We start from the raw sequence: 24,372 nt of genomic DNA, 5'->3' as shown, positions 1-24,372 counted from the left end.
TGACCAGGACGCCGGTGAGCGCCGCGACGGGGCGGTGCGGGCGGGGCCTGCCGACCGGTGGTGCGGCGTTGGGGGAATCGCGAGGAACCGGAAGACGCCGTCGTGCTCGGCGCCCGCGACGGTGCCCGGTCCGATGTGGACTCGTGCCAGGTGCGTTCTCCTTCGGGTGCTGGTGGATCCGCCGCGGGGCCGGGGCCGCGGAACACCGCCGCGGTGCCCGGCTCGCCGCGTCAGACGACCTGCTGCCCGGCCACCCAGACCCCGGCGAGCGTGCGGGCCACCGCGAGGTCGTCGACGGGGTCGCCGTCCACGAGGAGCAGGTCCGCGCGCTGCCCGGGGGCGACCGTTCCCCGGTCGTCCAGCCCCAGCGCCGCCGCTGCGCCGCTCGTCGCGGAGATCAGCGCCTCGGTGGGGGAGAGGCCCGCTTCGCCGAGCAGCTGGAGCTCGTCGTGCAGCGAGCTGCCGTGGGCGACGGGGGCCGGTGATCCCGGCGCGGCGTTGGCATCCGTCCCGGCCACGATCGGCACTCCGGCCGCGTGCATGCGCCGCACGCTTTCGACCGCGGCGGCGAACGCCTCCTCCGCGTGCGCGCCGAACCGGGCCCGGGTCACGCCGCGCATCATGACGAGCGTCGGCGAGGCGATCGTGCGGTGCTCGATCATCCGCCGCACGGTCGGCTCGGGCAGCGGTCGATCGATCGGCGCGTGGGTCAGCACGTCGACACCGGCGTCGAGTCCGCGGGTGAAGGAGTCGGCGGTGACGACGTGCGCGACGGTGCGCAGGCCCCGCGCGTGGGCGCCGGCGACCAGCGCGGCGAGTGCGTCCGGGGCGAGCGCCGGGACGTCGGTGATGTCCGGATCCTCGATGATGATCTTGATCAGGTCGGAACCCGCCGCTGCGCGCCACGCCAGGTAGCGCTCGGCGTCGTCCGGGCCGGACACCCCGCTCTCCGCGGGGAAGCCCATCTGTGCGATCTGGGTGCTGCCGGGGGCCGAGGCGGCCGATCCGGCGCTGAGCAGAGCGGACACGCCTTCCTCGGCGCGCAACCGGTCGACGAGTTCGTCCGGGTGGGTGCCGAGGTCGACGACGGTCGTGATGCCGGCGCGCGCCGCCGCTGCCAGGTGCGCGCGTTCGAGCAGGTGGACGTGGGTGTCGATGAGCCCGGGCAGCAGCGTCCGGCCGCGCCCGGCGACGACCTCACCTCCGGCCGGGGCGGTGCCCGCGGGCTCGACCGCGGAGATCGTCCCGGCCGCGAAGGTGACGTCGACGGGACCCGAGGATCCGAGCAGCCGCACGTCGGTGATGGTGGTCGTGCTCATTCGTCGTCCTTTCGAACCGCCGGGCGGTCCCGGTCCCCGAGGCGCCCGCCGGATGCCGTCGTGCGGGACTCCCGAGATGGCCGGCTATCGCGCCTGAACGGGCAGTTGCAGATAGGAAGGGCTGTCGCCGCCGGTGTGGATGATGTGCCGACCGGTGTTGGCGGGAACGTACTCGCGGATCCCGGGCATCATCCTCCCGAGCAGGTTGCGGCCGCTGATGATGAAGCGGAGCTGCTCGCCGGGGTGGAACGCGAGGCCGATCGGGAGCAGGTCGATCTCGACGTCGACGACCTCGCCGGGGGAGAGCTTCTCGACGCGGTCGAAGCTGTGCGCGGGCACCGCATCGGTCGACAGCGCCTCGTCGAGGTGGCGCATCGAGACGCGCAGGCGCCCGTCGGATCCCTTGTACCGCAGGATCGAGGCGCCGTGCTCGGTGATGTCGTGCGCGAGCGCGCCCTGGTTGGGCACCGTGAAGTTCTGCAGGGGAGTGCCGTGGGCGTCGAGCTTCTGGACGAGCACGAACAGGTCCATGTCGTCGGCGCCCTTCGCCTCGACCCGCAGCCGCGCCTCGGGGTAGCCGACCAGGGCGGTCTCCTCCTCGAAGCGGATGAGGAAGGAGACCGATCCGGGCTTCGACTCCACGTCGTACTCCACCGCGGCCTCGCTTGATGGTGCCTCCGTGGTCAGGGCGCGCGAGCGGCTGTCGAGGTAGTACTTCGTCGGCACCACGTCCGCAGGCGGGAACTGCTCCGCGGGGAGGTTCACCCGGTCCCCGCCTTCGAGGTCGAGGACGGAGTAGCGCACCCGCGGCGTCCGCTCCCACCCGTTGTCCGCGCCCTTGAGGAAGTGGTCGAAGAACCTGCGCAGGTCCTCGCGGTTGTCCTCGTCGTAGTAGTCGGGCCATTCCTGGGAGTTGTGCACGCGCAACCACTTGTCCTCCGAGGCCATCCGACGCCAGGCGCGGAACGTTCCCGCGGTGTGCAGCGTGTTCGAGTAGCTGGCCACGACGTAGGCCGGCGCGGTGATCCGCTCGAAGCGCGGGATCTTGTTCTCCCACAGCTCGTTCATGAGCGGGTAGCGCTCGGCCTCGGCGACGATGTCCTCCTTCCGGTTCCGGCCGAAGAAGCTGTTGTCCCGGAGCTGCCGGGCGAATCCGGTGTCGGGCATGCCGCCGCGCCGCACCAGATCGCGGTAGACGTCGCTCACGCCTTCCCACGGGTTGATCGCCGCCAGGTGCGGGGGCTGCTCGGCCGCGGTGAACCACTGCGACACCGCGAGGTACGAGGTGCCGCTCATCCCGACCTTGCCGGTGCACCAGTCCTGGACGGCCAGCCATTCGATCAGGTCGTAGCAGTCCCGGCCCTCCTGGCGGTCCCACAGGACGCTGTCGCCCCCGCCGTCGACCACGCCTCGGACGTCCGGGTTGCAGATCGCGTAGCCCTGCGCGCACCAGTACGCCGGGTCGGGGCCCTCGAACTTCTCCAGGCCGGACACGATCCCGTCGTCCAGCCCGACCATGCCGAACACGCCCCGCACGCTGGCGGAGGTGCCCTGGCCCTTCCCGTACGGGCTCCACGCGACGAGCACCGGCACCGGTTCCGCGCCGGTGGGGCGGAGCACGTCGACGTAGATCGTCACCCCGTCCCGCAACGCGACCGCGACGTCCTTCTCCAGCACGACGTCGACCGGCAGCGGCCGGAAGGGCGGCGCGATCCGGGAGCCGGCGGGCAGGGTCCGGGTACCGGGGTCGAAGTCGCTGAGGGCGCCGCGCCTGTCACTCGGAAGTGGGTGGGACGGCATGAAGATCTTCGGCTCGTCGCTCATGGTGAGTTCCTCACGTCTCGTGTCCCCGGGGCGGGCGCCGGCGCCACCGCGAGCGTAGGTCCGCCCGAGCAGGAACTCAACAGATGTTGATATCAGGATTCGGCCGGTACCTTCCCGGTATGACCGAACACCCGAATCCCGCCGCAGCGTCGCGCCGCGGACGCAGGCCGGGGGCGAACACGACCCGGCAGGCCGTCCTCGATGCGGCCCGCGCCCGGTTCGCGGCCGACGGTTTCGCCGCGACCACGATCCGGCGGGTGGCGGCCGACGCCGGGGTCGACGCCTCGCTGGTCATGCAGTTCTTCCGGTCGAAGAGCGGGTTGTTCGCCGCGGTGATGTCCGTCCCCGCCGACGCCCTGGAGCGCTTCAGCGCCGCGTTCGAAGGGGGCGACGACGGCCTCGGCGAACGCGTCGTCCGGGCGTTCCTGGCGGTGTGGGAGGAGGACGCGCGCAGCTCGGAGCCGCTCATGGCCATGCTCCGGGCGGCCATCGTCGACGACCGGGCCAACGAGCAGCTGCGCGAGTTCTTGCAGGAACGGCTGATCGTTGCCGCCACCGCGTCCAGCGCCGTCGATGACGCGGAACTCCGGGCGGGCGTCGCGTCGTCGATGCTCGTCGGGCTCGTGGTGGGGCGCGGCATCGTCGGCGTGCCCGCGCTCACCGGAGCGGGGCGGGAGACCTTGGTCGCGCTCGTCGGGAACGCGGTGCAGGGCGTGCTGGCGCCGGGGCCGACGACGAGCGGGCCGATCGATTCCGGCCGAGGCACGGGCCCCGGCTAGCCGACCACCCCTGAGGGTGAACGCGGTGTCGCGGTCGAGTGCGAAGCCCGATCCTGCTCGGCTCGGCGGCGTGCCGTGGCGGTGGCAGGGCCGGCGGCCGGAGGGGGTGCGGATCCGCAGCGGGCGGTGCCGGTCAGGCGTCGGCGAGCAGGGCGGCCGTGGCCTGCGGGGATTCGACGTGGAAGTGGTGGCTGCCCAGGTCGACGGGCACGATGCGGAGGCGGTCGCCGTAGCGCTCGACGGCCTCCGGCACGAGGATCTCGCGGACGGCGAACACCGTGATCGGCTGCCGGACCTCGCGCAGCGCGGAATCCATGTCCCAGCGCACCAGGCCTTCGATCGCGCCCAGGCCCACCTGCCGGGGCACGGCCACCATGCGCTCGAAGTAGGCCTCCTGCGCCGCGGGATCGGTGCCTTCGGGGGAGCCGCTGGCGACCATCGCCCGCGTGGCCGCGGCGAAGTCCTCGTGGAACGCGCGCACGACCGCGTCGACCTGCTGCTCCTGCTGGGCGGGGAACAGTGCCAGGTAGTGCAGCGCGTCGAGCGCGACCACGCGGGTGACGACGGCGGGCAGCAGCCGGGCGGTCTCGACGGCCACCGCGCCGCCCATCGAGTGCCCGGCCACGACGCAGGTGTCCACGGATTCGGCGGCGAGCACGGCCGCGACGTCGCGGGCGAACTCCGCCACCGTCCAGTCCTCCCGCGCGGACCGGGATTCGCCGTGCCCGGCGAGGTCGACGGCGAGGACGCGGTGGTGGCCGGGGAGGAAGCCGATCAGGGCGTCGAAATCGGTGCGGTCGCAGCCCCAGCCGTGCACGAGGACCAGGACCGGTCCGTCGGCCGGGCCGGTGGCCGCGTACCGGATCGTCGTGTCGTTCGGCCGCTGGACCTCCCGGTTCGCGGTCGGGCACGTCGTCGTCATCTCAGGGTCCTCTCGTGTTCCGCCGCACGGGACGAGCCCGTCCGCGGCGGGGTCCGCACGTCGAATTCCCCGCGCTGGCAGCGGAATCCGGTTCCGGCGAGCTCCGGCCCGCACCTGTCGCCGATCGTACCGGGACGGGTGCCGGTGGCGGCCGTCGTCGGTCCACCTGGTGGGACGGTCGGCGGCAGGAGTCCGTCTGATGTGGACTCCGACCGGCCTCGGGTCATGTGTCTGAAGTGGACGGCCGGTTCGCGAACCAGACGGCGGCCACGACGGTCGCGCACCCCGCGAGCTGCACCGCGGTCGGCGACTCGCGCAGCACCAGCACGCCCAACCCGACCGCGAGGACCGGCTGCAGCAGCAACAGCGACGCCGACGTGCCCGGCGCGAGCCCGCGACCGCCCGCCGCCAGCAGCAGCCACGCGGCGACCTGCCCCACCAGCGCCAGCAGCACGAGCCACAGCCAGGACGTCGCCGGGAGGTCCACGGTGATCCCCGTGGTCACCGCCCCGACTCCACCGGTGACCACCGCGGCGGCCGCCGTCGCCAGGCACACCGGCGTCACCACGTGCCGCGGGCTGCGGTGCCCGGAGAACCGGTTGAGGTGCAGGTAGCCGGCGTAGGCGACCCCGGACGCCACGCCCAGCAGCACCCCGCGCCCCTGGTGCGCCGCCTGCGCGCCCGGCGCGAGCAGGCCGCTGGTCAGCGCGATCCCCGCGAGCATCACCGGGCAGGCGAACAGGAACCGCCGCTCCATCGGCGTGCCGCCGAACACCAGCGCCAGCAGCGGGAACGCGAGCACCTGCACGTTGTTCAGCACCGTCGCGATCCCCGCGCCCACGTCGAGGATGCTCTGCGTCCACAGCACGTAGTCCAGCCCGAGCAGGACGCCCGAGGCCACCGCCCAGCGCCGCAGCGCGGGCTCCAGCGGGCCGTGCCCGCGGTGCTCGCGCACCGCCAGCGGCACCAGCGCGACGAGCGCGATCGCGCAGCGCAGGAACGCCGCGGTGCCCGACCCGACCTCGGCGAGCTTCACGAACAGCGCCGACCCGGACAGGCAGCCCGCTCCCGCCACGACCAGCAGCACCGGGGCGGCGACCGGCCGGGCGGCTCGGCTGCGGACGGGGGAGGGTGCCGTGCGATCGGTGACCATGGCTTCCACGGTCGCAGCCGAGACCGAGTAGCACCATTGACCAGTTCTTACCCGCACGCGTTAGCCTTACTGACGTGATGAGCTGGGAACGGCTGCGGGTGTTCGCCGCGGTCACCGAACACGTGTCGATCACCGCCGCGGCGGAGGCGCTGCACCTCACGCGGCCCGCGGTGTCGCAGCACGTGCGCAAGCTGGAGCGGGAGATCGACTGCAGGCTGGTGGAACCCGACGGCCGCGGCATCCGGCTCACCGCCGCCGGGCACGTGCTCGCCGCCGCCGCGCGCACCGCCTCGACCGCGGTGCGGGACGCGGAGCGGGACCTCGCCGACTTCCACGAGCAGCTCATCGGGCCGCTGCGCGTCGGCGCGGTGCCCAGCGCGCTGCGCTCCTTCGTGCACGACGCGCTGCGCGCGCTCACCGGGCAGCACCCGCGGGTGAGTCCGAGCGTGCGCGACGGCGAGGTCATCGAGCTGATCCCCGCGCTGCGGGCCGGACGGCTGGACGCCGTGGTGCTGGAGAGCTGGACGAGCCTGCCGGCCCGGATGCCGCCCGGCGTCGCGCTCACCGAACTGCTCGCCGAGGACGTCCGGCTCGCCGTGCCCGACGGCCACCCGCTGGCGCAGCGGCCCGCCGTGCACCTCGGCGAATTGCGCGGGCAGCGGTGGGCCAGTTCGCCGCCGGGCACCGAAGCGCACGAAGCGCTGGTGCAGACGCTGCGCGCGCACTCCATCGACGCCGAGGTGCCCTACTGCGCGACCGACTACGCGACGCAGCTGTCCGCGGTCGCCGCGGGCCTCGCCGTCGCGCTCATCCCGCGCATCGCGCGGACGCCCTGCCCGCCCGGAGTGCGGCACGTGCCGTGCACCCCGGCGCTGACCCGCAGCATCGCCGTCGCCACCGCGGAGAACGCCTCCGCGCCCGCGGTGGAGTTCGTCGCCGAACTGCGCCGCGGCACCCGCGACCGGTAGCTCCGCGGCAGGTCGGTGCGGTGGCGGCGCCCGCCGAACGGCCTGCTCCGCGGTGGTGTCGCCGCGCGGCCGCCACGTCGAGCGGTCGGGCACCGCTTGCGCCGAGCGCTGCCACGTGGTGTCACTGACGGGTCAGCGAACTCGGGACGACCGGCGAGGAGGCGGCATGCTCGACGACGTGCGCGTGGTGGCGTTCGACATCTTCGGCACCGCGGTGGACTGGTACAGCGGCATCACCGAGCAGGTCGGCGCGGTCTTCGCCGATCGCGGGGTCGAGCTCGATCCCGCCGCGTTCGCCGAGAGCTGGCGGGGTCGCTACCTGCCCGCGATGGCGCGGGTCGACCGCGGGGAACGCGAGTGGGCGTACCTGGACGCGCTGCACCGCGAATCGCTGGACGACCTGCTCGCCGAGCACGGGGTCGCCGGCGCGATGGGCGAGGACGACCGGGCCCGGCTGGTGCGCGCCTGGCACCGGCTGCCCGCCTGGCCGGACAGCGCGGACCTGGTGGCGCGGTTGCGGGCCCGCTACACCGTGGTGGTGCTGTCCAACGGCGGTTTCCGGTTGCTGACCGACCTGGTCAAGGCGGCGGGGCTGACCTTCGACGCGATCACCTCAGCCGAGCTCGCCCGCAGCTACAAGCCGTCCCCGGCCGCCTACCTGACGACCGCCCGCCTGCTGGACGTCGCACCGCACCAGCTGCTGCTGGTCGCCGCGCACCGCTGGGACGTGGACGGGGCGCGCGCCGCCGGGCTGCGCACCGCGTTCTTGGAACGGCCCGGCGAGAAGGGGCCGCACCGCGAGGCGGACCGCGCGGCCGACGTCACTTGCGACATCGCCGCCACCTCGGCCGCCGAGCTCGCGACCCGCCTCGGCTGCTGACCCGGCCGCGCCCGGCCTAGCCGCCGGCGATCGAGGCGCGGACCACCGCATCGACCTCGGCGGTGGTGGGCGCGGTGGCGGGACCGGAGCGGGTGACCGCGATCGCGGCGGCGATGCTCGCGCGCCGGACCGCGGATTCGAGGTCCGCTCCGGCGGCCAGCCGCGCCGCCATCACCCCGGCGTGCGCGTCGCCCGCGCCGTTGGTGTCCACCGCGTCGACCGCGGGGGAGGGGCACAGCAGCACGTCACCACCGGGCCGGGTGAGCAGCGCACCGCGCGGTCCGGCGCGCAGCACCACGGTGCGGCCCGTGGTGGTGGCCAGCGCCGCCGCCACTCCGGCCGCGTCGTCCGCGGACTCGGATCCCAAGCGCCGCAGCAGGATCCGCGCCTCCCGCTCGTTCGTGGTCCACACGTCGGCGCGGTCCAGCAGCCCGCCCGCCGCGTCGAGGTCGGAGTCGCCGATCACGGGGGCGGGATCGACGACGACGCGGCCAGGGGCGGTGGGCAACCACTCCAGCAGCGCGGCGCGGTTGGCGTCGTGCACCAGGGAGTAGCCGGACGCGTAGACGACGTCCGCGTCGTCCGGTGCGGTGCGGCGCAGCTGCCCGGCGTCCACTTCGGACTCCGCCCCGGCGGTGGAGACGAACGTCCGCTCCGCGCCGTCGTCGACGAGCGCGACGCTGAACCCGGTGTCCCGGTCCGGATCGGCCGGTGCGGTGAGCTCGACCCCTTCGGCGGTGAGCGCCGCGCGCACCACGTCCCCGAACGGCCCGGTCCCGTGCCCGCCCGCGTACACGACGCGGGCCCCGTCGCGCGCGGCGGCGAGCATGACGTTCACCCCGCCACCGGCGAGGAACTCGTGCCCGGAGGCGAACACGTCACCGCCGGGCGCGGGCACCGCGGGCACCCGCAGCACCAGGTCCACGACGCCCTGCCCGGTGTGGATGACGCGGCCGCTCATCGCGGACCCGCCGCGGAGCGCAGGCCGAGCGCCGCGTACAGCAGCCCGCCGACGACGGCGGCCGCCAGCCACGCCATGCCGTTCACGCCGATCCAGGTCTCGTGCAGCGGCCCGGTGTACCACGGGACATCGCCCGGCGTGACCTGCATGAACAGCGCGGCGAAGACGATGGCGGCCAGCCACGGGCCGAACGCGGCCCACCGCACCCCGCCGCGGTAGTGGTAGGCGCTGCGCGGGGTCAGGTCCAGCAGCGCCACCGGGTCGTACTCGCGGCGCCGCAGCATGTCGACGAGGAAGATCCCCACCCACGCCGAGATCGGCACTGCCAGCAGCGAGATGAACGTGGTGAACGGCCCGTAGAACCCGTCCGCGACCAGCAGGAACAGCAGCGAGGCGACCGTCGTGACCACCACGTCCACGATCACCGCGTACACCCGCTTCACCCGCAGCCCGAGGGTGAGCGTGGTCAGCCCCGCCGAGTACACCGACAGGTGGTTCGACAGCAGCAGCCCGACGAACGAGATCAGCATGTAGCCCACGGCGACCGGCAGCGGCAGCGTGTCCCGGATCGCGTCCAGCGGGTTCGCGGACGCGGCGATCGCCGGATCGGACGAGCCGAGCACCGACCCCATGCCGATCATGATCACCAGCGGGATGCCGGCACCGGCCGACGCGGACATCACCAGCGGCACCGCGCGCACGCTCGGCGCCTGGTAGCGCGCCATGTCGGCCCCGGAGTTCGCCCAGCCGATGCCGGTGCCCGCGACGATGGTCCCGATGCCGGTCAGGACCGCGGCGAGGTCCCCGCCCGGGGCGCGGCCGACCTCGGCCCAGTCGATGTTGACGACCAGGAAGCCGAGGATCGCCAGGTTCGCGGCCCCGAAGACCCAGGTGGACCACTTCTGCACGACGAGGATCGCGCCGTGGCCCATCCCGGAGACGGCGACGGTGAAGCCGACGAACAGCGCGACGCCCACGACCGCGACGACCGGCGCGGACTTCGCGTCGCCGCCGGTGCCCGCGAGCAGCGAGACGATGGTGACGATCGCGAGCGCGGCCGTGGACGTGTTCACCGTCTCCCAGCCGAGCCGCGACACCAGCGCGACCGCCGTCGGCCCCGCGTTGCCCCGGGTGCCGAACACGGCGCGGGACAGGGTGAGGCTCGGCGCCCCGCCGCGCCGCCCGGCGACGGAGATCAGGCCGACGACGGCGAAGGAGCCGAACGAGCCGAGGAACGCGACGACGACCGCCTGCCACGCGGACAGGCCGAGGGCGACGAGGCTGACGCCGAGGGGCATACCGACCACGGAGATGTTCGCCGCGAACCACACCCAGAACAGCTGCAGCGGGTTCCCGGTGCGTTCGGCGGCGGGCACCGGTTCGATGCCGCGCTGCTCGACCGCTCCGAGCGCGCCGGCCGGGGGTGCTTCCGGCGCGCTCGCCGCCGGGGATCCGGTCTCGGACACAGGGGTCACCTCATCATCTCCGTTGACGATCGCCGCACGGCGAGGAGCCGCCGCGCGAGTGGTGCCGGTTCCAGGGCGTTGACCGCCAGGACCCGGTGGACCGCCGCTGCGGGGAAGGCGGCGGTGCCGTGCACGGCACCCAGCACCGCTCCGGCCATGGCGGCGACGGTGTCGGTGTCGCCGCCGAGGGAAGCAGCGGTGCACAGCGCCGCGAACGGGTCGTCGGCGCCGCGTTCGACGAGCAGGAGGGCCGCGACGACCGATTCCTGCGACTGCACCGAGGTGCCGACCACCTCGTAGAGGAAGGTCGCGAACTCCGCGGTGCCGAGCCGCCGCGCCTTCGCGCGGAAGGACTCCAGCCGGGCGGCGATCGAACCGCCCGCCACCCAGTGCCCGCGCGATTCGCCGTCGCGGGCCGCGGTGGCGGCGGCCGCGAGCGCGCCGGGGACGTCCACGCCGTCGACGCCCGCGGACACGGCGGCGGCGATCGCGGCGGCCGCGGAGATGCCGAGCCCGGTGTTGTGGGTGACGCGGCTGGCTTCGACGACTGCGTCGAGCAGGCGCTCGCCCGGGGTGTGCGCGATGCCGACGGGGGCGATGCGCATCGCGGCGCCGTTCGTGGTCCCGTAGCGGCCGGTCTCCTCGATGGGGGCGCCCGCCTGCAGCTTCGCCAGGGCGGCGTTGGTGGAGGGGCCGAGCAGGTCCAGCGAGCCGCGCTCGACCATCACCTGCTCCCAGGCGATGAGTTCCGCGGCGAAGGCGTGCGGATCGATGCCCCCGTCGCCGTCCGCGACCAGCCGCGCGACGATCATCGCCTGGTCGGTGTCGTCGGTGACCGATCCCGCGGCCATGCCGGGCGCGATCGGCTGGTCGGCCGCGCCGTCGACGAAGTCCTCGATCCGGCCGTAGCGCGCGCGCACCAGGTCCCGCGGCATCGACTGGGTGGGCATGCCGAGGGCGTCGCCGATGGCGAGGCCGAGCAGGGCGCCGTGCGCGCGGTCGAACGCCGGGTCGTGCTCGGCGTTCATCGCTGGTCGCCGAAGTTCAGCGCGAGGGTGAAGTACCGCGGGTCGAGCAGCGAGACGACGTGCTCGGCGAACCGGCCGTCGTCGGTGAACGAGGTGCGGGCGGTGCGCAGGAACGCGCTGCCCGCTTCGCGGTGCAGGATCCCGGCTTCCCGCTCGTCCAGCCAGTGCACGTCCGCCCGCTGGGTGCCGCGGGTCAGCAGGTACCCGGCTTGCGCGAGGGTCTGGGAGATCGAGCCCTTCACCAGCCCGGTCTCCGGCAGCTGTTCGAGGGTGCCTTCGGCGGGCACGGTGGAGTGCTCGAAGGAGATCGGTTCGACGCCGTCCGCGGAGCGGAGGATGCGGACGCGGCGGATCGCGATGCCCCGGTCGAGCCGCACTTCGGGCGGCAGCAGCGGCACGTCGGCGCGCTCCACGCGTTCGAGGCCGAGGACGGCGACGGTGATCTCGCTGCCGGTGTCGGCGAGCGATTGGGCCCAGCCGCGGTCCTGGCTGAGCTGGTGCCCGTTGAAGATGACGAACGAGCCGCGTCCGCTCTCGGTGGCGATGAGCCGCAGGTGCTGGAGCTCGTTGAGCGCCTGCCGGACGGTGCCGCGCGAGACGTCGAACTCCTCGGCGAGGCGCAGTTCCCCGTCCAGCTTCTCGCCGAGCCGGTAGTGGCCGTCGCGGATGCGCTGCGCGAGGGTGTCGACGATCTGCTGCCGTTTCCCCGGCGAGACCTGTTTATACATGTAGGTACATGTACAGCATGCTGGAGACGCCGGCAACCGCGAGCGCGACGACCCGCGACGTCCGGGCCGACGGCCCGTCCGCAGTGGACACCCGCTTGCAACTTTCGATGGCAGCGCCCGGGTTCGACCTTCCGGAGCTCGAAGCGGGCGGGGCTCCGCTGGTTGGCTCCAGTACGTGACCACGAAGGACATCACCACGCGGGAGACCGCGGAACCGACGAAGGGGCTGCGCGGACTGATCCGGCGCCGCCCGATGCTGAGCTTCTTCCTGCTCGCCAACGGCCTGAGCTGGTCGGCCTGGGTGCCCTACATCCTGTCCCGCAACGGGATCGGGGTGTGGGACTTCCGCTTCCCGGAGGTGCTGGGCACCAGCCAGCTCCTCGGCATGCTGCCCGGCGCCTACCTCGGACCGATCGGGTCCGCGCTGCTGGTGACGGCGATCGCGGACGGGCGCACCGGGCTGCGCCGCTGGGTCGGCCGGATGTGGCGGTGGCGGGTCCGCTGGCACTGGTACGCGATCACGCTGCTGGGCGTGCCGGTGACGATGCTGGCCGCCGGGTACGCCTTCTCCGGCGGGCAGGTGCACGCGCCGTCGATGATGGTGGTCGCCGCCTACGTGCCCGGACTGCTCATCCAGATGATCACGACGGGGTTGGCGGAGGAACCGGGCTGGCGGGACTTCGCGCTGCCCCGCCTCCAACGCCGGTTCGGGCCGCTGGCCGGCTCGATGGTGCTCGGCCCGCTGTGGACCGTGTGGCACCTGCCGCTGTTCTTCACCGAATGGGGCCGCTGGCCGCACGCGCACTGGACCCTGCCGGTGGCGTTCGCCGTCTTCTGCATCTCGTTCAACATCGTCATGACCTGGGTGTTCAACCGCACCGGGGAGAGCCTGCCGCTGTCGATGCTGCTGCACGTGAGCGCGAACAACTTCTCCACGCTCGTGTGGTCGGAGATGTTCCCGACGATCGACGTGGACCTCGCGATGATCGCGATGGCCTCCGGGACGGTCGTCGCCTCCCTGCTCGTGCTGGTCGGCACCAAGGGCAGGCTCGGTTACCGGGGTTGACCCGGGCCGACGGGTGCTCGTCGCGCCCCAGCGGGGGGGGGGGGGGGGGGGGGGGGGGGGGGGGGGGGGGCGGCCCCGGCGCCGCCCCCCCCCCCCGCGGGCGGGCGGGGGGGGCCCCCCGCGCGGGGGGGGGGGGGCCGGGGGGGCCCCGCGGCCCGGGGGGGGGCCCCCCCCCCCCCGGGGCCCCCCGGCCGCCCCCCCCCGCCCCCCCCCCCCCGGCACCTGTCCCGGCCCGCGACCGGGGAGCCGGTCACGGGACCGCGACCACGTGGTTCTGGTACGCCCACACCACCGCCTGCAACCGGGACTGCACGCCGAGCTTCGGCAGCATCCGCGCCAGGTGCGACTTCACCGTGGACACCTCGACGACGAGGGCGCGGGCGATGTCCTCGTTCGACATGCCCTGCGCGAGCAGCAGCAGGATCTCGTGCTCCCGCGGGGTGAGCAGGTCCCCGGCCCGGCGCGCGGTCACCGGTTGCAGGCGGCGGCGGTGCACGAACTCGCGCAGGATCCGCCGGGTCAGGCTCTGGTCGATGGTGCCCTGCCCGGCGGCGACCTGGCGGACCGCGCCGACGATCGCGTCCGGCTCCGCGTCCTTGAGCAGGAACCCGGAGGCACCGGCCTCCAACGCGCCGAACACGTAGTCGTCCAGGTCGAACGTGGTCAGCACCAGCACCGCCACCTGCGGGTCGGCGTCCGCGGCGCACAGCTCGGCCGCCACCTCGATGCCGCTGCGACCCGGCATCCGGATGTCCAGGCACGCCACGTCGGGCGCCAGTTCGCGGGCCATCGCCAGCGCCTCGGTGCCGTCGCGGGCCAGGCCCACCACCTCGATGTCGGGTTCGCCGCCCAGCAGCGCCGACAGCCCGGCGCGGGTCAGGTGCTGGTCGTCGGCGACGAGGACGCGGATCACGCCGTTGCCTCCGGGGTCGGCGGCGCGGACGCCGCGGGGGACGGGTCTTCGCGGGGCAGCAGCAGGCGCACTTCCCAGCCGCCGCCCGCAGTGGGGCCGTAGTCCAGGTCGGCGCCGACGAGCTGGGCGCGCTCGGCCATGCCGAGCAGGCCGTACCCGCCGCCCGGTCCCGCGCCCGCGGCGGCGGGGGCGCCGTTGCGGACGACGACCTGCACGCGGTCCCGGTCCCGGGCGCCGATCTCCACCGCGCAGCGCGCGCCCGGGGCGTGCGCCGCCGCGTTGGCCAGCGACTCCTGGACGGCGCGGTAGGCGACGAGCTGGGCGAGCGGGCCGACGCCGTCGGTCCCCGACTCGGGCAGCACCAGGTCGATCTCCGCACCGGTGGCCCGGCGCTGGGCGACGAGCTCCGGCACCGCCTCCAGCGCGGCGACCGGCGACTCCGCACCCGGATCCTCCCGCAACAGCCCGACGAGCCGCCGCAGGTCGTCGAGGACCGCGGTGCTCTGCTGCCGGATCTCGCGGGCCGCCTCCTTCGCCGCCGCCGGGTCCGAGTCGATCCGGCGGTCGATCACCGCCGCCATCAGCGCGATCCCGGACAGGTGGTGCGCGGCGATGTCGTGCAGCTCCCGGGACATCGCGGCGCGCTGCTGCGACACCGCGGCCTCCAGCAGCGCGCCCTGCTCGCGCCGCAGCGCCCGCGCCTCCTGCTCGCGGGCGTCGCGGGCGTCCCGCTGCGCCGCGACCACGGACCCGGCCAGCAGCGGCAGCCCGACGACGACCAGCGCCTGCGCCGGCCCGGCCAGCAGCGCCTCCGGCACCGTCAGCGCTCCGCCGCGCACCTCGTTGCAGGCCTGGGCGGTCGCCACCAGCAGCCACGCGGCGGGCAGCACGACCCGCGGCCGCCGCATCCGGGCCACGACCGCGAGGTACACCGACGCGATCAAGGTCACCGCGGTGGTGCTGAACGCCGCGTTCGGACCGAACCAGGCCGCCACCAGCGGAACCCCGGCGACCAGCGGCAGCACCACCTCGGGGCGGCGGTTCACCTGCACCGCGGTGACCGCCTGCACCAGCAGCACCGCGCCCAGCAGCCACCACCGGCCCTCGCCGGGCGAAGGCAGGTCGCCGAGCGTCGGGTCCGCGGCACCGGCCAGCGGGATCGCGAGGAACAGGGCCAGCGAGACCACTCCGCACCCGGCGGCGGCCATCGGGTTCAGCGGCCGCGGCGCGCTCGGCGGGATGCGCATCCGTGCTCCTTCCGCGCCGCGGCGGACGATCCGCGGGCCCGGCGTCCGCGCCTGTCGGCGGCACGCGGCGATCTTAGCCGGGGGTCCCGAGCCGCCCGGGGGAGCGCGGATCGCGGCTCGGCGGGCGGTGTTCTCCGCCACGATCGGGGGTTCGCCACGGGCTGAATCCGCAGCGGAGACCGGCCTCCGCCTGGTGCGCGGCGCGGGCGGGGCGGTCGAGGGCTCGGACCTCCGCGGGCCGACGTGTATTCTCGATGGCGGTCGTTGTTTCTGGGTTCGTGTTTTTCGCACGCTCGCAGGAGTGCTGATGCGGGCGAGCTGCTGTCTTGGGAGTAGCTGGAGTAGTCGCCGTCTGAGATCCGCGACCCCGGTGCCGGACCTGGCACCGGAACCGACCAGCTACCAGGATGGAGCAGGAACATGGCACAGGGCACCGTGAAGTGGTTCAACTCGGAGAAGGGCTTCGGCTTCATCGAGCCGTCCGAGGGTGGACCCGACGTCTTCGTCCACTACTCGGCCATCGACGCCGCCGGCTTCCGCACCCTGGAGGAGAACCAGACGGTCTCCTTCGAGGTCACGCAGGGCCCGAAGGGCCCGCAGGCCGAGTCCGTGCGCGTGGTCTGATCTTCGCCTTCCAGGCGATGTGAACCCGGGCCGGGGACTCCCCGCGATCCGGGGGTGATCACAACTGAGGCCGCCCCTCCAGCTGGACGGTCGGCCTCAGTGTTTTCGGCCCGGTCGATCACCGGGCGGCGCCGCTCACGCGAACAGCTGCGCCGCCTTGATCACGAGCTGGTAGACGCCGATCGCGAACGGGACGCCCACCCACAGCCAGGACACGGTGAGGAGGGCCTTGACCCCGATCCCGCCTTCGGGTGCGGTTTTCTGCTCGGTCATCTCTCGCCCCTCAGCTGCTCTGCTCGCCGGACGTGCTGGACGCCTTCGCGGTGTCCGTCGACTCGTCGGCCTTCTCCGCCGCGGAGTCGTCCGCGTCGGCCTGCCCGGACTTCGCGGAGTCCGCGGACTCGGACTCGGCGGTCTCCGCCGCGTCGCCGGAACCGGACTCGGCCTCCGCCGCGGCCTGCTCCGGCTCGTAGAACCGGGAGTGCACCGGGCGGATCAGCTCGTTCGCCACGAACCCGATCACCAGCGCGCCGGTCATCAGGTAGAACGACACCGTGTACAGGTCCGCACCGGACTTGCCCGCGGCCTCGCCGGAGTCGGCGAGCGCGTCCACGATGGCCGGCCCGAGCACGCCCGCCACCGACCAGGCGGTGAGCAGCCTGCCGTGGATGGCGCCGACCTCGAAGGTGCCGAACAGGTCCTTCAGGTAGGCGGGGATCGTCGCGAAGCCCGCCCCGTAGAACGACATGATCAGCATGGCGGCGACGACGAACAGCGCGACGCTGCTGTCTCCCGCGAACAGCAGCAGCAGGTACGCGAGCGCACCCACTCCGAGGTAGACCCGGTAGATGTTCTTGCGCCCGGTGCGGTCGGACAGCGCCGACCACGCGAAGCGGCCGCCCATGTTGGCCAGGGACAGCAGGGACACGAACCCGGTCGCCGCGGCGACGGCTACCGGAGTGCTGGTCCCCGCGAAGAAGTCCTGGATCATCGGGGAGGCCTTCTGCAGGATCCCGATGCCCGCGGTCACGTTCAGGCACAGCACGATCCACAGCAACCAGAACTGCGGCGTGCGGAGCGCGTTGTTGGCCGAGACCTTGATGGGGTTGGTGCTCTTGGCCGCGGCGGCAGGGGTCCAGCCCGGCGGGGTCCAGCCCGGCGGGGGAACCCGGACCAGCAGGATGCCGAGCGTCATGAACACGGCGTAGACGATGCCGTGCACCAGGAACGTGCTGCCGATGCCGCTGGTGGTCTTGCCGAAGGCGTCGAGCATCGCGGTCGACCACGGCGAGGCGATGATCGCGCCGCCGCCGAAGCCCATGATGGCGATGCCCGTGGCCAGACCTGGGCGGTCCGGGAACCACTTCATCAGCGTCGACACCGGTGCGATGTACCCGATCCCGAGGCCGATGCCACCGACCACGCCGTACCCGACGACGACGAGCCAGTACTGCCCCAGGTACATGCCCAGGGCGGAGATCAGGAAGCCCGAGGCGAAGGCGATGGTGGAGACCAGCATGGCCCAGCGCGGGCCGCGGGACTCCACGAACTTGCCGCCGAACGCCGCCGACAGCCCGAGGAAGAAGATGGCCACCTGGAACGGCAGCGCGCTACCGGTCCCGGAAATCTGGAGGCTCGATTCCAGCGGGCTTTTGAAAACGCTCCACGCGTAGGCCTGCCCGATGGAAAGATGGATGGCCAGCGCGGCGGGTGGGACTAGCCAACGGTTCCAGGTCGGTGGCGCAACGACCGAGAATCCGTCACGCACTGTCACAAGTAAACCTCCTTGGTGCAAGGGTTCCGGTGGCTGGTACCGGAAACGCGCCCCGGCACGTGAGGGGCGCACGAATTCGAGATGCTACCTGCCTGGTCAAACGGGAAATTGGCGAACAATCGAGGCGGGGTGCGCTGGGGTCCGGATCACCCGTCACGATTCGTGATCGCTGCTGGTGGGCGGGAAGGGCCTTGCTACGCACGGGAAAGTGCCCGTTCGAGTCGGGCGAAACGCACGTATTAATTACAAAACGCCTCAGTCTCGGTTACGCCGTGTAGCGCATCGTGTTGGTCCCGTGACCAATGTTGTGACCGTTTCGAGACCAATTATTTGCGCTGATGTAGCTGGAAGTTCGGATAGCGCCCGCACGTGTTTCTTTGGCCCCGAGGGGATAGAATCCGGATTCCTTGACGCGCGAGCAAGCCCGAAGGATCCACAGCATGCCCCGAACGTCGGAGAACCGAAGCCGAGACCGGCTTGACGGTCAGTACGCCGAGCCACGATTCGGCAACATCTCGAAACACAGCCTCCGGCGCCCCGCGAACTCGGGTGGAACCGATTTCGCCGCAATTCAGGAAAGCGACGATTTCGTCGCGCTCCGGCGTCGATTCCGGTGGTTCGTGTTCCCGGTGACGCTGCTCGTCCTCGCTTGGTACTTCACCTACGTCGCGCTCGGCGCCTACGCCGAGGACTTCATGAGCCGGCAGGTGTACGGCTACGTGAACATGGGCATCGTGCTGGGGCTGCTCCAGTTCGTCACCACCGCGATCGTCACCGTGCTCTACGGGCGGTACGTGCGCAGGCGCATCGATCCGCTGGTGGACCAGCTGCGCGAGCAGGAAGGGGCCGACCGCTGATGACGACCACCATCGCGGCCGGGGCCGTCGGCGACCCGACGACCACCGTCAGCGTTTTCGCCGGATTCGTGCTGCTGACGCTGTTCGTGGTGTACCGGGTGTCGAACCGGAACACGACCGCCTCCGACTACTACGTGGCGGGCGGCAACCTCACCGGCGCGCAGAACGGCATCGCGCTGGCCGGTGACTGGCTCTCCGCCGCCTCGTTCCTCGGCGTCGCCGGGGCCATCGCCGTGCACGGGTACGACGGGTTCCTCTACTCCGTCGGGTTCCTCGTGGCGTGGCTGATCGAACTGATGCTCATCGCCGAACTGGTGCGCAACACCGGGCGGTTCACGATGGGCGACGTGATCGGTTATCGGATGCGGCAGCGGCCCGTCCGCGCGGCCGCCGCGAACACGACGCTGGTCATCTCGTTCTTCTACATGGTCGCGCAGATGGCGAGCGCCGGTGGTCTCGTCGCGCTGCTGCTGGACGTGCAGAGCAAGTTCGGGCAGGCGATGGTCGTCGTCGCCGTCGGCCTCATCATGATCTTCTACGTGCTGGTCGGCGGCATGAAGGGCACCACCTGGGTGCAGATCATCAAGGCCACGCTGTTGCTGATCTGCGTGTCGCTGATGGCCGTGTTCCTGATCGGCCGCTTCTCCTACGACCTCTCCGGCCTGCTGGAGCAGGCGGCGGCCAACAGCCCGCTCGGCCAGGCGCTGCTGGAGCCGGGCGCTCAGTACGGCCAGACCTCGCTGTCGCGGATCGACTTCATCTCGCTGGCGATGGCGATCGTGCTGGGCATCTCCTGCCTGCCGCACATCATGATGCGGTTCTACACGGTGCCCAGCGCCCGCGAGGCGCGCCGCTCGGTCGTGTGGATCACCTGGACGATGATCGTGTTCTACCTGGCGACGATGCTGCTCGGCTTCGGCGCGACCGCGCTGGTCGGTTCAGACGCGATCACCAACGCGCCCGGCGGGGAGAACTCGGCGGCGCTGCTGCTGGCCCACCGCATCGGCGGTTCCTGGCTGCTGGGCGTGGTCGCCGCGATCGCGTTCGCCACGATCCTCGCGGTCGTCGCGGGCCTCACGCTCACCGCGTCCGCCTCGTTCGCGCACGACGTCTACGCGAACATCATCAAGCGCGGCAAGGCCGACACCGGCTCCGAGATCCGGGTCGCCCGCCTCACCGCGCTCGTGGTCGGCGTGCTCTCCACCGTCGGCGGCATCGCGGCCATCGGGCAGAACGCGGCGTTCATGGTGTCGCTGGCGCTGGCGCTGGCCGCCTCGGCGAACCTGCCGACGATGCTGTACTCGCTGTTCTGGCGGCGCTTCAACACCACCGGGACGTTGTGGTCGATGTACACCGGCCTCGTGTCGTGCATCGTGCTCATCGCGTTCTCGCCCGCGGTGTCGGGACGGCCTTCGGCGATGTTCCCCAGCGCCGACTTCGACCTGTTCCCGCTCACCAACCCGGGCATCGTGTCCATCCCGCTGGGCTTCCTGGCCGGTTTCCTCGGCACCCTGCTCGGCAAGAAGGACCAGGACCCGGTCAAGCAGGCCGAGATGGAGGTCCGCTCCCTCACCGGGATCGGCTCCGGCCTCAAGGAGCCGCAACGCGCCTGACGCCCGACGCGCGCGACGCGGGGGGCGCCCCCGGGGGGGGGGGGGGCCCCGCGGGGGAAAGCGGGGGCCGCGGGGGGGGGGGCGCCCCCCCCCCCCCCGGGGGCGGCGCCCCCCCCCCGGCCCCCCCCCCCCCCCCCCCCCCGCCGCGCGCGCCGCGGGCCGCCCCGGTGTCCGGGGGCGCCCCTCGTCGTACTAGGTCAGGCGCGGGCGGAGTCGGCCAGCAGCGCGCGCAGGTTCTCGGCCGGGGCCGGGTGGGCGAACAGGAAACCCTGGTAGGCGTCCACGCCGAGGTGATCGAGCAGGTCGTGCTGGGTGGTGTTCTCCACGCCTTCCGCGATGCACATCCGGCCCATCGCGTGCGACAGCTCGATGACCGCGCGGGTGATGCCCAGGTCCACCGGATCGGTGCCCATCCCGGAGACGAACCGGCGGTCCAGCTTCACGATCTGGGTGGGCAGGTCCTTGAGCCGCGCCAGCGACGAGTAGCCGGTCCCGAAGTCGTCCATCGCGAACCGCACCCCGTCGCGGGCGAGCCCGCTCATCACGCCCCGCGGCCGCGCGGGCAGCTCCACCAGCACCGTCTCCACCATCTCCAGCACGACCCGGCCCGGTTCGATGCCGCTGGAGGCGATCTCCGAGGTGATCTCCTCGTGGAAGCCGTCGTCCTCCGGCGAGAGCCCGGAGAGGTTCACCGCGACACCGGGTGCGCGGCCGCCGGTGCGCTGCCAGCCCGTCGCCTCGCGCAGCGCCGCCCGCAGCACCCAGCGGTCCAGGTCCGCGAGCATCCCGCCCTGGGTGGCGACCGGCAGGATCGTGTCCGGCCGCAGCAGGCCGCGCTCCGGGTGCGGCCAGCGCACCAGCGCCTCGGCGAGCGTGATGGAGCCGTCGCGGCGGAACACCGGCTGGAAGTGCAGCTCCAGGCCGTCGTGCGCCAACGCCTCCCGCAGTTCCTCCTCCAGCGCCAGCTGCGCGGGCGCGCTCGCGGGCGCGGTGCGGCCGTGCCCGCGCCGCTTCGCCTGCAACATCGCCGCGTCCGCCGACCGGATGAGCTCCGCCGGGGTGATGCCGTCCTGCGCGGTCGCCGCGCCGAAGGTGGCCGTGACGCTGAGCAGCCTGCCGCGCAGCGGCGTCGTCGCGCACAGGATGTCCGAGACCGTGCGGTGCAGCGTCTCCATGCCGCCGCAGCCCGGCAGGTTCGAGCAGATGACGAGGAACTCGTCGCCGTACAGCCGGGCCGGCGTGCACGACTCGGGCAGCTCGTCGACCAGCCGCCGCGCGAGCGTCGCCATCAGCTCGTCCCCCGCGTCGTGGCCCAGCGAATCGTTGAACCGCTTGAAGTTGTCCAGGTCGCAGAACAGCACCCCGACCCGGCCCGCGGTGTCGGCGGACAGCAACGGCGCGAGCACTTCGTTGACGCCGCGCCGGTTCAGCAGGCCGGTCGGCTGGTCGTGAGTCGCCTGGAAGTGCAAGGTCTCGGTGCGCCGCACCTGCTCGGTGAGGTCCTGGAACACGGCCAGCCAGAACCGGTTCCCGTCGTGGTCCACCGACGCCGCGCACCGCACCTCGCACCACATCGGCTGCCCGCCCGCCTGCGCCAGCCGCCGCTGCGCCACCGACCCGGGCGCCCGGTCGTGGCCCGGCGGCACCGCGCGCGGCACCAGGCCCGCCACCCCGTCCAGCGGGTGCATCAGCTCGGCGGCCACCAGGCCGTGCGGGCGGTACCCGAGCAGTTCGCACAGGGCGCCGTTGGCGTCGAGGATCCGGTCCCGCTCGTCGAGCAGCGCGATGCCCGTCGGCGCCAGCTGGAACAGGTCGGTGAAGCGGCGGTCCGAGCGCTCGCGCTGGGCGAACGCCTCCGATTCGTCCCTGGTCACCTTGATGAACCCGTCGAGGGTGCCCTTGGTGGTGCGCTGCGCGGTGATCACCACGTGTGCCCAGAACGCGGAACCGTCCTTGCGCAGCCGCCAGCCGCGGTCGATGAAGAAACCGTGCGCGGCCGCTTGCTCCAACTCCCACGTCGGGTAGCCGGATGCGACGTACTCCGCCGGGTAGAACGTGGAGAAGTGCCTGCCGATGATCTCCTCGCTGGTGTACTGCTTGATCAGCTGGGCACCGCGGTTCCAGGTGGTGACCCGGCCGTCCGCGTCGAGGGCGAAGATGGCGTACTCGCGCATGTCGGCGGCCAGCGCCCCCAGCAGCCGTTCCGTCTCCACCTGGGTTCCGGTGCGGTGGAAGCCGGTGCCGGGCAGGGGAGGGAATGCGTTCACCAGATCTCCGTTCCGCGGCGGTGCGCGGGAGTGCCGAGCCGACCGCGACCGGCGGCGCGAGGAGCCTGATCCGGGCGCTCGACCAGGGCCGAGGTTGCTCACGGTACCGCCGAACCGGTGACACCGGCAAGAAATCGAAATGGGGCTTTCGGCCCTGGGCCCGCGCTGCCGGGCGGGGCAGCGTGGTGATCGGAGGTCCCGCCTCGGAGGTCGTCATGGCTACGCTCGTCCCGCATCCCCGGCAGCGCCCCACCGGTTGGGTGGGCTGGGTGTACTTCGCCGCGTTCATGCTGGTGCTGACCGGAGCCGTGCAGATCGTCAACGGCCTGTTCGCGCTGGCCCGCTCGGGCACCACCTACCTCACGCCCGGCGGCGAGTGGGTGCGGCTCGACCTCTACGGCGTCGGCCTCGGTTTCCTGCTGCTGGGCGTGGTGCTGGCCGCCGTGGGGATGGGCCTGTTCGGCGGCCGGACCTGGGCGCGGGTGGTCGCGGTCGTGCTGGCGGTGCTGAGCGTGCTGGCGAACGTCGTGCTGTTCGCCGCCTCGCCGCTGTGGTCCTCGGTGGCGATCGTGGTGGACGTGCTGGTGGTCTACGCGTTGGTGATGCACGGCAGGGAGGCGTGGCGGAGCTGATCCGGTACCGGTCACCACCCGTCCACTTCGGATTTCGCGGGGCGCTCGGTAATGCGCCGTGATGCGTTCGAAATGGGTTGCTGGACAACTCCGAATGTTGTGGTTAAAGTGGCGGTCGCCGGAACTCGTGACATAGCACCGCGTTCCGGTGACCACCGCGTCGTGCAGCGGCAGTTTCGTTCGCAGGGGTAGCGCTGTGCGGTGGTTCGTCCGGTCGCTGACCGGGCGGTTCTCGGAATTCATTTCGCTCCGCGATGAGTCGTCGCACCGTCGCGTGAGCCCCTCTTTCAGCCGGATCGGGTGGTTCGGGGCTTCGCCCGGTCCGGCGCACGAGACGCCGAACAGGAGAAGAGTTGCTGGGCCGAAATCAGGTGCCCGACCGCCCGCGGTGGCGGCCGGTCGAATCCCGCCGTCCGCTGCCCCGCCCCCGGGCTGCGCGGATTCGGGACGACCGGCGCACCGAACGCCCCGGGAAATGCGCTGAGCTGCGGTGATGTGACCTCCGGTCGCTGTCGCGCCGGCGCGCGGAGACCGGTGCCGACGCGCGTTTAGCGTCGCTGCGCCGCTCCCTTTTCCGCCGCTTCCGCCGGGCGAGTCCGCCCCGCGATTCCGCGGCGCATCCGAACTTCCGCTCGATCCCGCGCGGACTCGCGCCGTGCCTCGGATCGCCCCTCGGGAAGAAGTGAATATGAACGAAGCCGTGCGCTGGTGGCCTGGTCTTCTGCAGAAGGTGCTGCACCACGTGCCCGCTGATGCCCGCCAAGTCCGCATAGGCGGAGTGGACGGCCGAGTGGCCTTGTGCGGATGCGTGACCGTTCCCGCATTCGGCAGCAAGCTCGACGAGTGGTCCCGCTGCGAAACGTGCGTGCGCGACCTGGCCGGTCCCGACCGCTGAACACGAGCAATTCCGACCCGTGCTGATCCGCACGAATGAGAGGTACGAATGATCAAGATCATCGACACGATCACCGCCCCGACCGGCGCGGCCGACTGGTACCAGTCGGCGCTGTGCGCCCAGTCCGACCCGGACGCGTTCTTCCCGGAGAAGGGTCAGTCCGGGAAGATGGCCAAGCGCATCTGCGGTTCCTGCGAGGTGCGCGAGGACTGCCTGCGCTACGCGCTCGGCAACGCGGACCTGTCCGGGATCTGGGGCGGCCTCAGCGAAAGCGAGCGCCGCGAACTCCGCGTCGCCGCCCGCGCCGCCGAACTCGCCGCCGACGCGGCATGACTTCCGTCCACTGCGGACTGCACGTGTTCCACCGCGCAGAACCGCCACCGACGCGTTCCGCTCGAACCACGGCCCCCACCCGGCCGTCGAGCTAGACCTCCGCCGGGGAGCTCGACTCCCGCC

General features: G+C 72.7%; 24 protein-coding genes. 11 read left to right on the top strand and 13 right to left on the bottom strand.

All coding sequences use genetic code 11. The features are described from left to right. Positions 1–230 precede the first annotated feature (230 nt). Both LCD31_RS11340 and LCD31_RS11335 read right to left on the bottom strand, forming a co-directional pair. Positions 231–1,319 carry an amidohydrolase family protein gene (locus tag LCD31_RS11340; protein WP_224957850.1) on the bottom strand — a complete coding sequence of 363 codons (1,089 nt, stop codon included), beginning with the start codon at positions 1,317–1,319 and terminating at the stop codon, positions 231–233. An 84-nt stretch (positions 1,320–1,403) separates the two neighbouring features. After that, complete coding sequence (locus tag LCD31_RS11335) at positions 1,404–3,143, bottom strand: CocE/NonD family hydrolase (protein ID WP_224957849.1); 1,740 nt, start codon at positions 3,141–3,143, stop codon at positions 1,404–1,406. A gap of 119 nt (positions 3,144–3,262) precedes the next feature. Between LCD31_RS11335 and LCD31_RS11330 the strand changes: the two genes are divergently transcribed. Next, on the top strand, positions 3,263–3,922 hold the full coding sequence (locus LCD31_RS11330) for a TetR family transcriptional regulator (protein ID WP_224957848.1): 660 nt from the start codon (positions 3,263–3,265) through the stop codon (positions 3,920–3,922). A gap of 133 nt (positions 3,923–4,055) precedes the next feature. Here the strand turns inward: LCD31_RS11330 and LCD31_RS11325 are convergent, their stop codons facing one another. Both LCD31_RS11325 and LCD31_RS11320 read right to left on the bottom strand, forming a co-directional pair. Then, a complete protein-coding gene (locus LCD31_RS11325; protein WP_224957847.1) occupies positions 4,056–4,844 on the bottom strand; it encodes an alpha/beta fold hydrolase in 789 nt (262 codons plus the stop codon). A 223-nt stretch (positions 4,845–5,067) separates the two neighbouring features. After that, positions 5,068–5,997, bottom strand: coding sequence for a DMT family transporter (locus tag LCD31_RS11320; RefSeq protein WP_224957846.1), 930 nt, complete (start codon positions 5,995–5,997; stop codon positions 5,068–5,070). Between the two features lie 77 nt (positions 5,998–6,074). Between LCD31_RS11320 and LCD31_RS11315 the strand changes: the two genes are divergently transcribed. Together LCD31_RS11315 and LCD31_RS11310 are read left to right on the top strand one after the other, a co-directional pair. Continuing rightward, complete coding sequence (locus LCD31_RS11315; RefSeq protein WP_224957901.1) at positions 6,075–6,965, top strand: LysR family transcriptional regulator; 891 nt, start codon at positions 6,075–6,077, stop codon at positions 6,963–6,965. 166 nt (positions 6,966–7,131) lie between these two features. Beyond that, entirely contained in the window at positions 7,132–7,845 is a 714-nt protein-coding gene (locus LCD31_RS11310; protein ID WP_224957845.1) for a haloacid dehalogenase type II, read from the top strand. Positions 7,846–7,861: 16 nt separating this feature from the next. Here LCD31_RS11310 and LCD31_RS11305 read toward each other — a convergent pair whose 3' ends face one another. The 4 genes from LCD31_RS11305 to LCD31_RS11290 are packed head-to-tail and all read right to left on the bottom strand — an operon-like array spanning position 7,862 to position 12,028. Then, entirely contained in the window at positions 7,862–8,806 is a 945-nt protein-coding gene (locus tag LCD31_RS11305) for a PfkB family carbohydrate kinase (protein ID WP_224957844.1), read from the bottom strand. After that, on the bottom strand, positions 8,803–10,272 hold the full coding sequence (locus LCD31_RS11300; RefSeq protein ID WP_224957843.1) for a cytosine permease: 1,470 nt from the start codon (positions 10,270–10,272) through the stop codon (positions 8,803–8,805). The genes LCD31_RS11305 and LCD31_RS11300 overlap by 4 nt, the downstream gene beginning before the upstream one ends. Before the next feature lie 5 nt (positions 10,273–10,277). Next, a complete protein-coding gene (locus LCD31_RS11295) occupies positions 10,278–11,300 on the bottom strand; it encodes an ADP-ribosylglycohydrolase family protein (RefSeq protein ID WP_224957841.1) in 1,023 nt (340 codons plus the stop codon). Further along, a complete protein-coding gene (locus LCD31_RS11290) occupies positions 11,297–12,028 on the bottom strand; it encodes a GntR family transcriptional regulator (protein WP_224957840.1) in 732 nt (243 codons plus the stop codon). Before LCD31_RS11290 ends, LCD31_RS11295 begins: the two co-directional genes overlap by 4 nt. A gap of 8 nt (positions 12,029–12,036) precedes the next feature. On the opposite strand from LCD31_RS11290, the gene LCD31_RS11285 reads away from it, so the two are divergent. Together LCD31_RS11285 and LCD31_RS11280 are read left to right on the top strand one after the other, a co-directional pair. Continuing rightward, the gene (locus tag LCD31_RS11285) at positions 12,037–12,207 is read left to right on the top strand and encodes a hypothetical protein (protein ID WP_224957839.1); all 171 of its coding nucleotides are present in this window, start codon (positions 12,037–12,039) and stop codon (positions 12,205–12,207) included. Continuing rightward, positions 12,204–13,094: a CPBP family intramembrane glutamic endopeptidase gene (locus LCD31_RS11280; protein WP_224957838.1), complete on the top strand. Its 891-nt coding sequence runs from the start codon at positions 12,204–12,206 to the stop codon at positions 13,092–13,094. The genes LCD31_RS11285 and LCD31_RS11280 overlap by 4 nt, the downstream gene beginning before the upstream one ends. Before the next feature lie 250 nt (positions 13,095–13,344). On the opposite strand, the gene LCD31_RS11275 is transcribed toward LCD31_RS11280, so the two are convergent. Together LCD31_RS11275 and LCD31_RS11270 are read right to left on the bottom strand one after the other, a co-directional pair. Continuing rightward, positions 13,345–14,007, bottom strand: a complete 663-nt coding sequence (locus LCD31_RS11275; protein ID WP_224957837.1) for a response regulator transcription factor — start codon at positions 14,005–14,007, stop codon at positions 13,345–13,347. Beyond that, positions 14,004–15,254, bottom strand: a complete 1,251-nt coding sequence (locus LCD31_RS11270; RefSeq protein WP_224957836.1) for a sensor histidine kinase — start codon at positions 15,252–15,254, stop codon at positions 14,004–14,006. The genes LCD31_RS11275 and LCD31_RS11270 overlap by 4 nt, the downstream gene beginning before the upstream one ends. A 420-nt stretch (positions 15,255–15,674) precedes the next feature. Between LCD31_RS11270 and LCD31_RS11265 the strand changes: the two genes are divergently transcribed. Further along, complete coding sequence (locus LCD31_RS11265; protein WP_224957835.1) at positions 15,675–15,878, top strand: cold-shock protein; 204 nt, start codon at positions 15,675–15,677, stop codon at positions 15,876–15,878. Between the two features lie 135 nt (positions 15,879–16,013). On the opposite strand, the gene LCD31_RS11260 is transcribed toward LCD31_RS11265, so the two are convergent. Further along, positions 16,014–16,151: a hypothetical protein gene (locus LCD31_RS11260; protein WP_224957903.1), complete on the bottom strand. Its 138-nt coding sequence runs from the start codon at positions 16,149–16,151 to the stop codon at positions 16,014–16,016. Between the two features lie 10 nt (positions 16,152–16,161). Further along, the gene (locus LCD31_RS11255; RefSeq protein ID WP_224957834.1) at positions 16,162–17,652 is read right to left on the bottom strand and encodes an OFA family MFS transporter; all 1,491 of its coding nucleotides are present in this window, start codon (positions 17,650–17,652) and stop codon (positions 16,162–16,164) included. Positions 17,653–18,092: 440 nt separating this feature from the next. Here LCD31_RS11255 and LCD31_RS29745 point away from each other — a divergent pair, with 440 nt between their 5' ends. Both LCD31_RS29745 and LCD31_RS11245 read left to right on the top strand, forming a co-directional pair. Then, positions 18,093–18,509 (top strand): DUF485 domain-containing protein, encoded by a 417-nt coding sequence (locus tag LCD31_RS29745; RefSeq protein WP_224957832.1) that lies wholly within the window; start codon positions 18,093–18,095, stop codon positions 18,507–18,509. Further along, positions 18,509–20,122, top strand: coding sequence for a cation acetate symporter (locus LCD31_RS11245; RefSeq protein WP_224957831.1), 1,614 nt, complete (start codon positions 18,509–18,511; stop codon positions 20,120–20,122). The genes LCD31_RS29745 and LCD31_RS11245 overlap by 1 nt, the downstream gene beginning before the upstream one ends. Positions 20,123–20,319: 197 nt before the next feature. Here LCD31_RS11245 and LCD31_RS11240 read toward each other — a convergent pair whose 3' ends face one another. Beyond that, the gene (locus LCD31_RS11240; RefSeq protein ID WP_224957830.1) at positions 20,320–22,389 is read right to left on the bottom strand and encodes a bifunctional diguanylate cyclase/phosphodiesterase; all 2,070 of its coding nucleotides are present in this window, start codon (positions 22,387–22,389) and stop codon (positions 20,320–20,322) included. A gap of 215 nt (positions 22,390–22,604) precedes the next feature. Here LCD31_RS11240 and LCD31_RS11235 point away from each other — a divergent pair, with 215 nt between their 5' ends. The 3 genes from LCD31_RS11235 (at position 22,605) to LCD31_RS11225 (ending at position 24,249) form a co-directional block, all read left to right on the top strand. Next, positions 22,605–23,021: a hypothetical protein gene (locus tag LCD31_RS11235; RefSeq protein WP_224957829.1), complete on the top strand. Its 417-nt coding sequence runs from the start codon at positions 22,605–22,607 to the stop codon at positions 23,019–23,021. 688 nt (positions 23,022–23,709) lie between these two features. Then, positions 23,710–23,916: a hypothetical protein gene (locus LCD31_RS11230; RefSeq protein WP_224957828.1), complete on the top strand. Its 207-nt coding sequence runs from the start codon at positions 23,710–23,712 to the stop codon at positions 23,914–23,916. A 48-nt stretch (positions 23,917–23,964) separates the two neighbouring features. After that, a complete protein-coding gene (locus LCD31_RS11225) occupies positions 23,965–24,249 on the top strand; it encodes a WhiB family transcriptional regulator (RefSeq protein WP_224957827.1) in 285 nt (94 codons plus the stop codon). The last annotated feature ends 123 nt before the right edge of the window (positions 24,250–24,372 follow it).

Origin of the sequence: Saccharopolyspora sp. 6M (assembly GCF_020176775.1) — a bacterium.
Taxonomy (GTDB): Bacteria; Actinomycetota; Actinomycetes; order Mycobacteriales; family Pseudonocardiaceae; genus Saccharopolyspora_C; species Saccharopolyspora_C gregorii.
The sequence above is the reverse complement of the archived record's forward strand: the minus strand, read 5'-3'. Positions and strand labels throughout refer to the sequence as shown.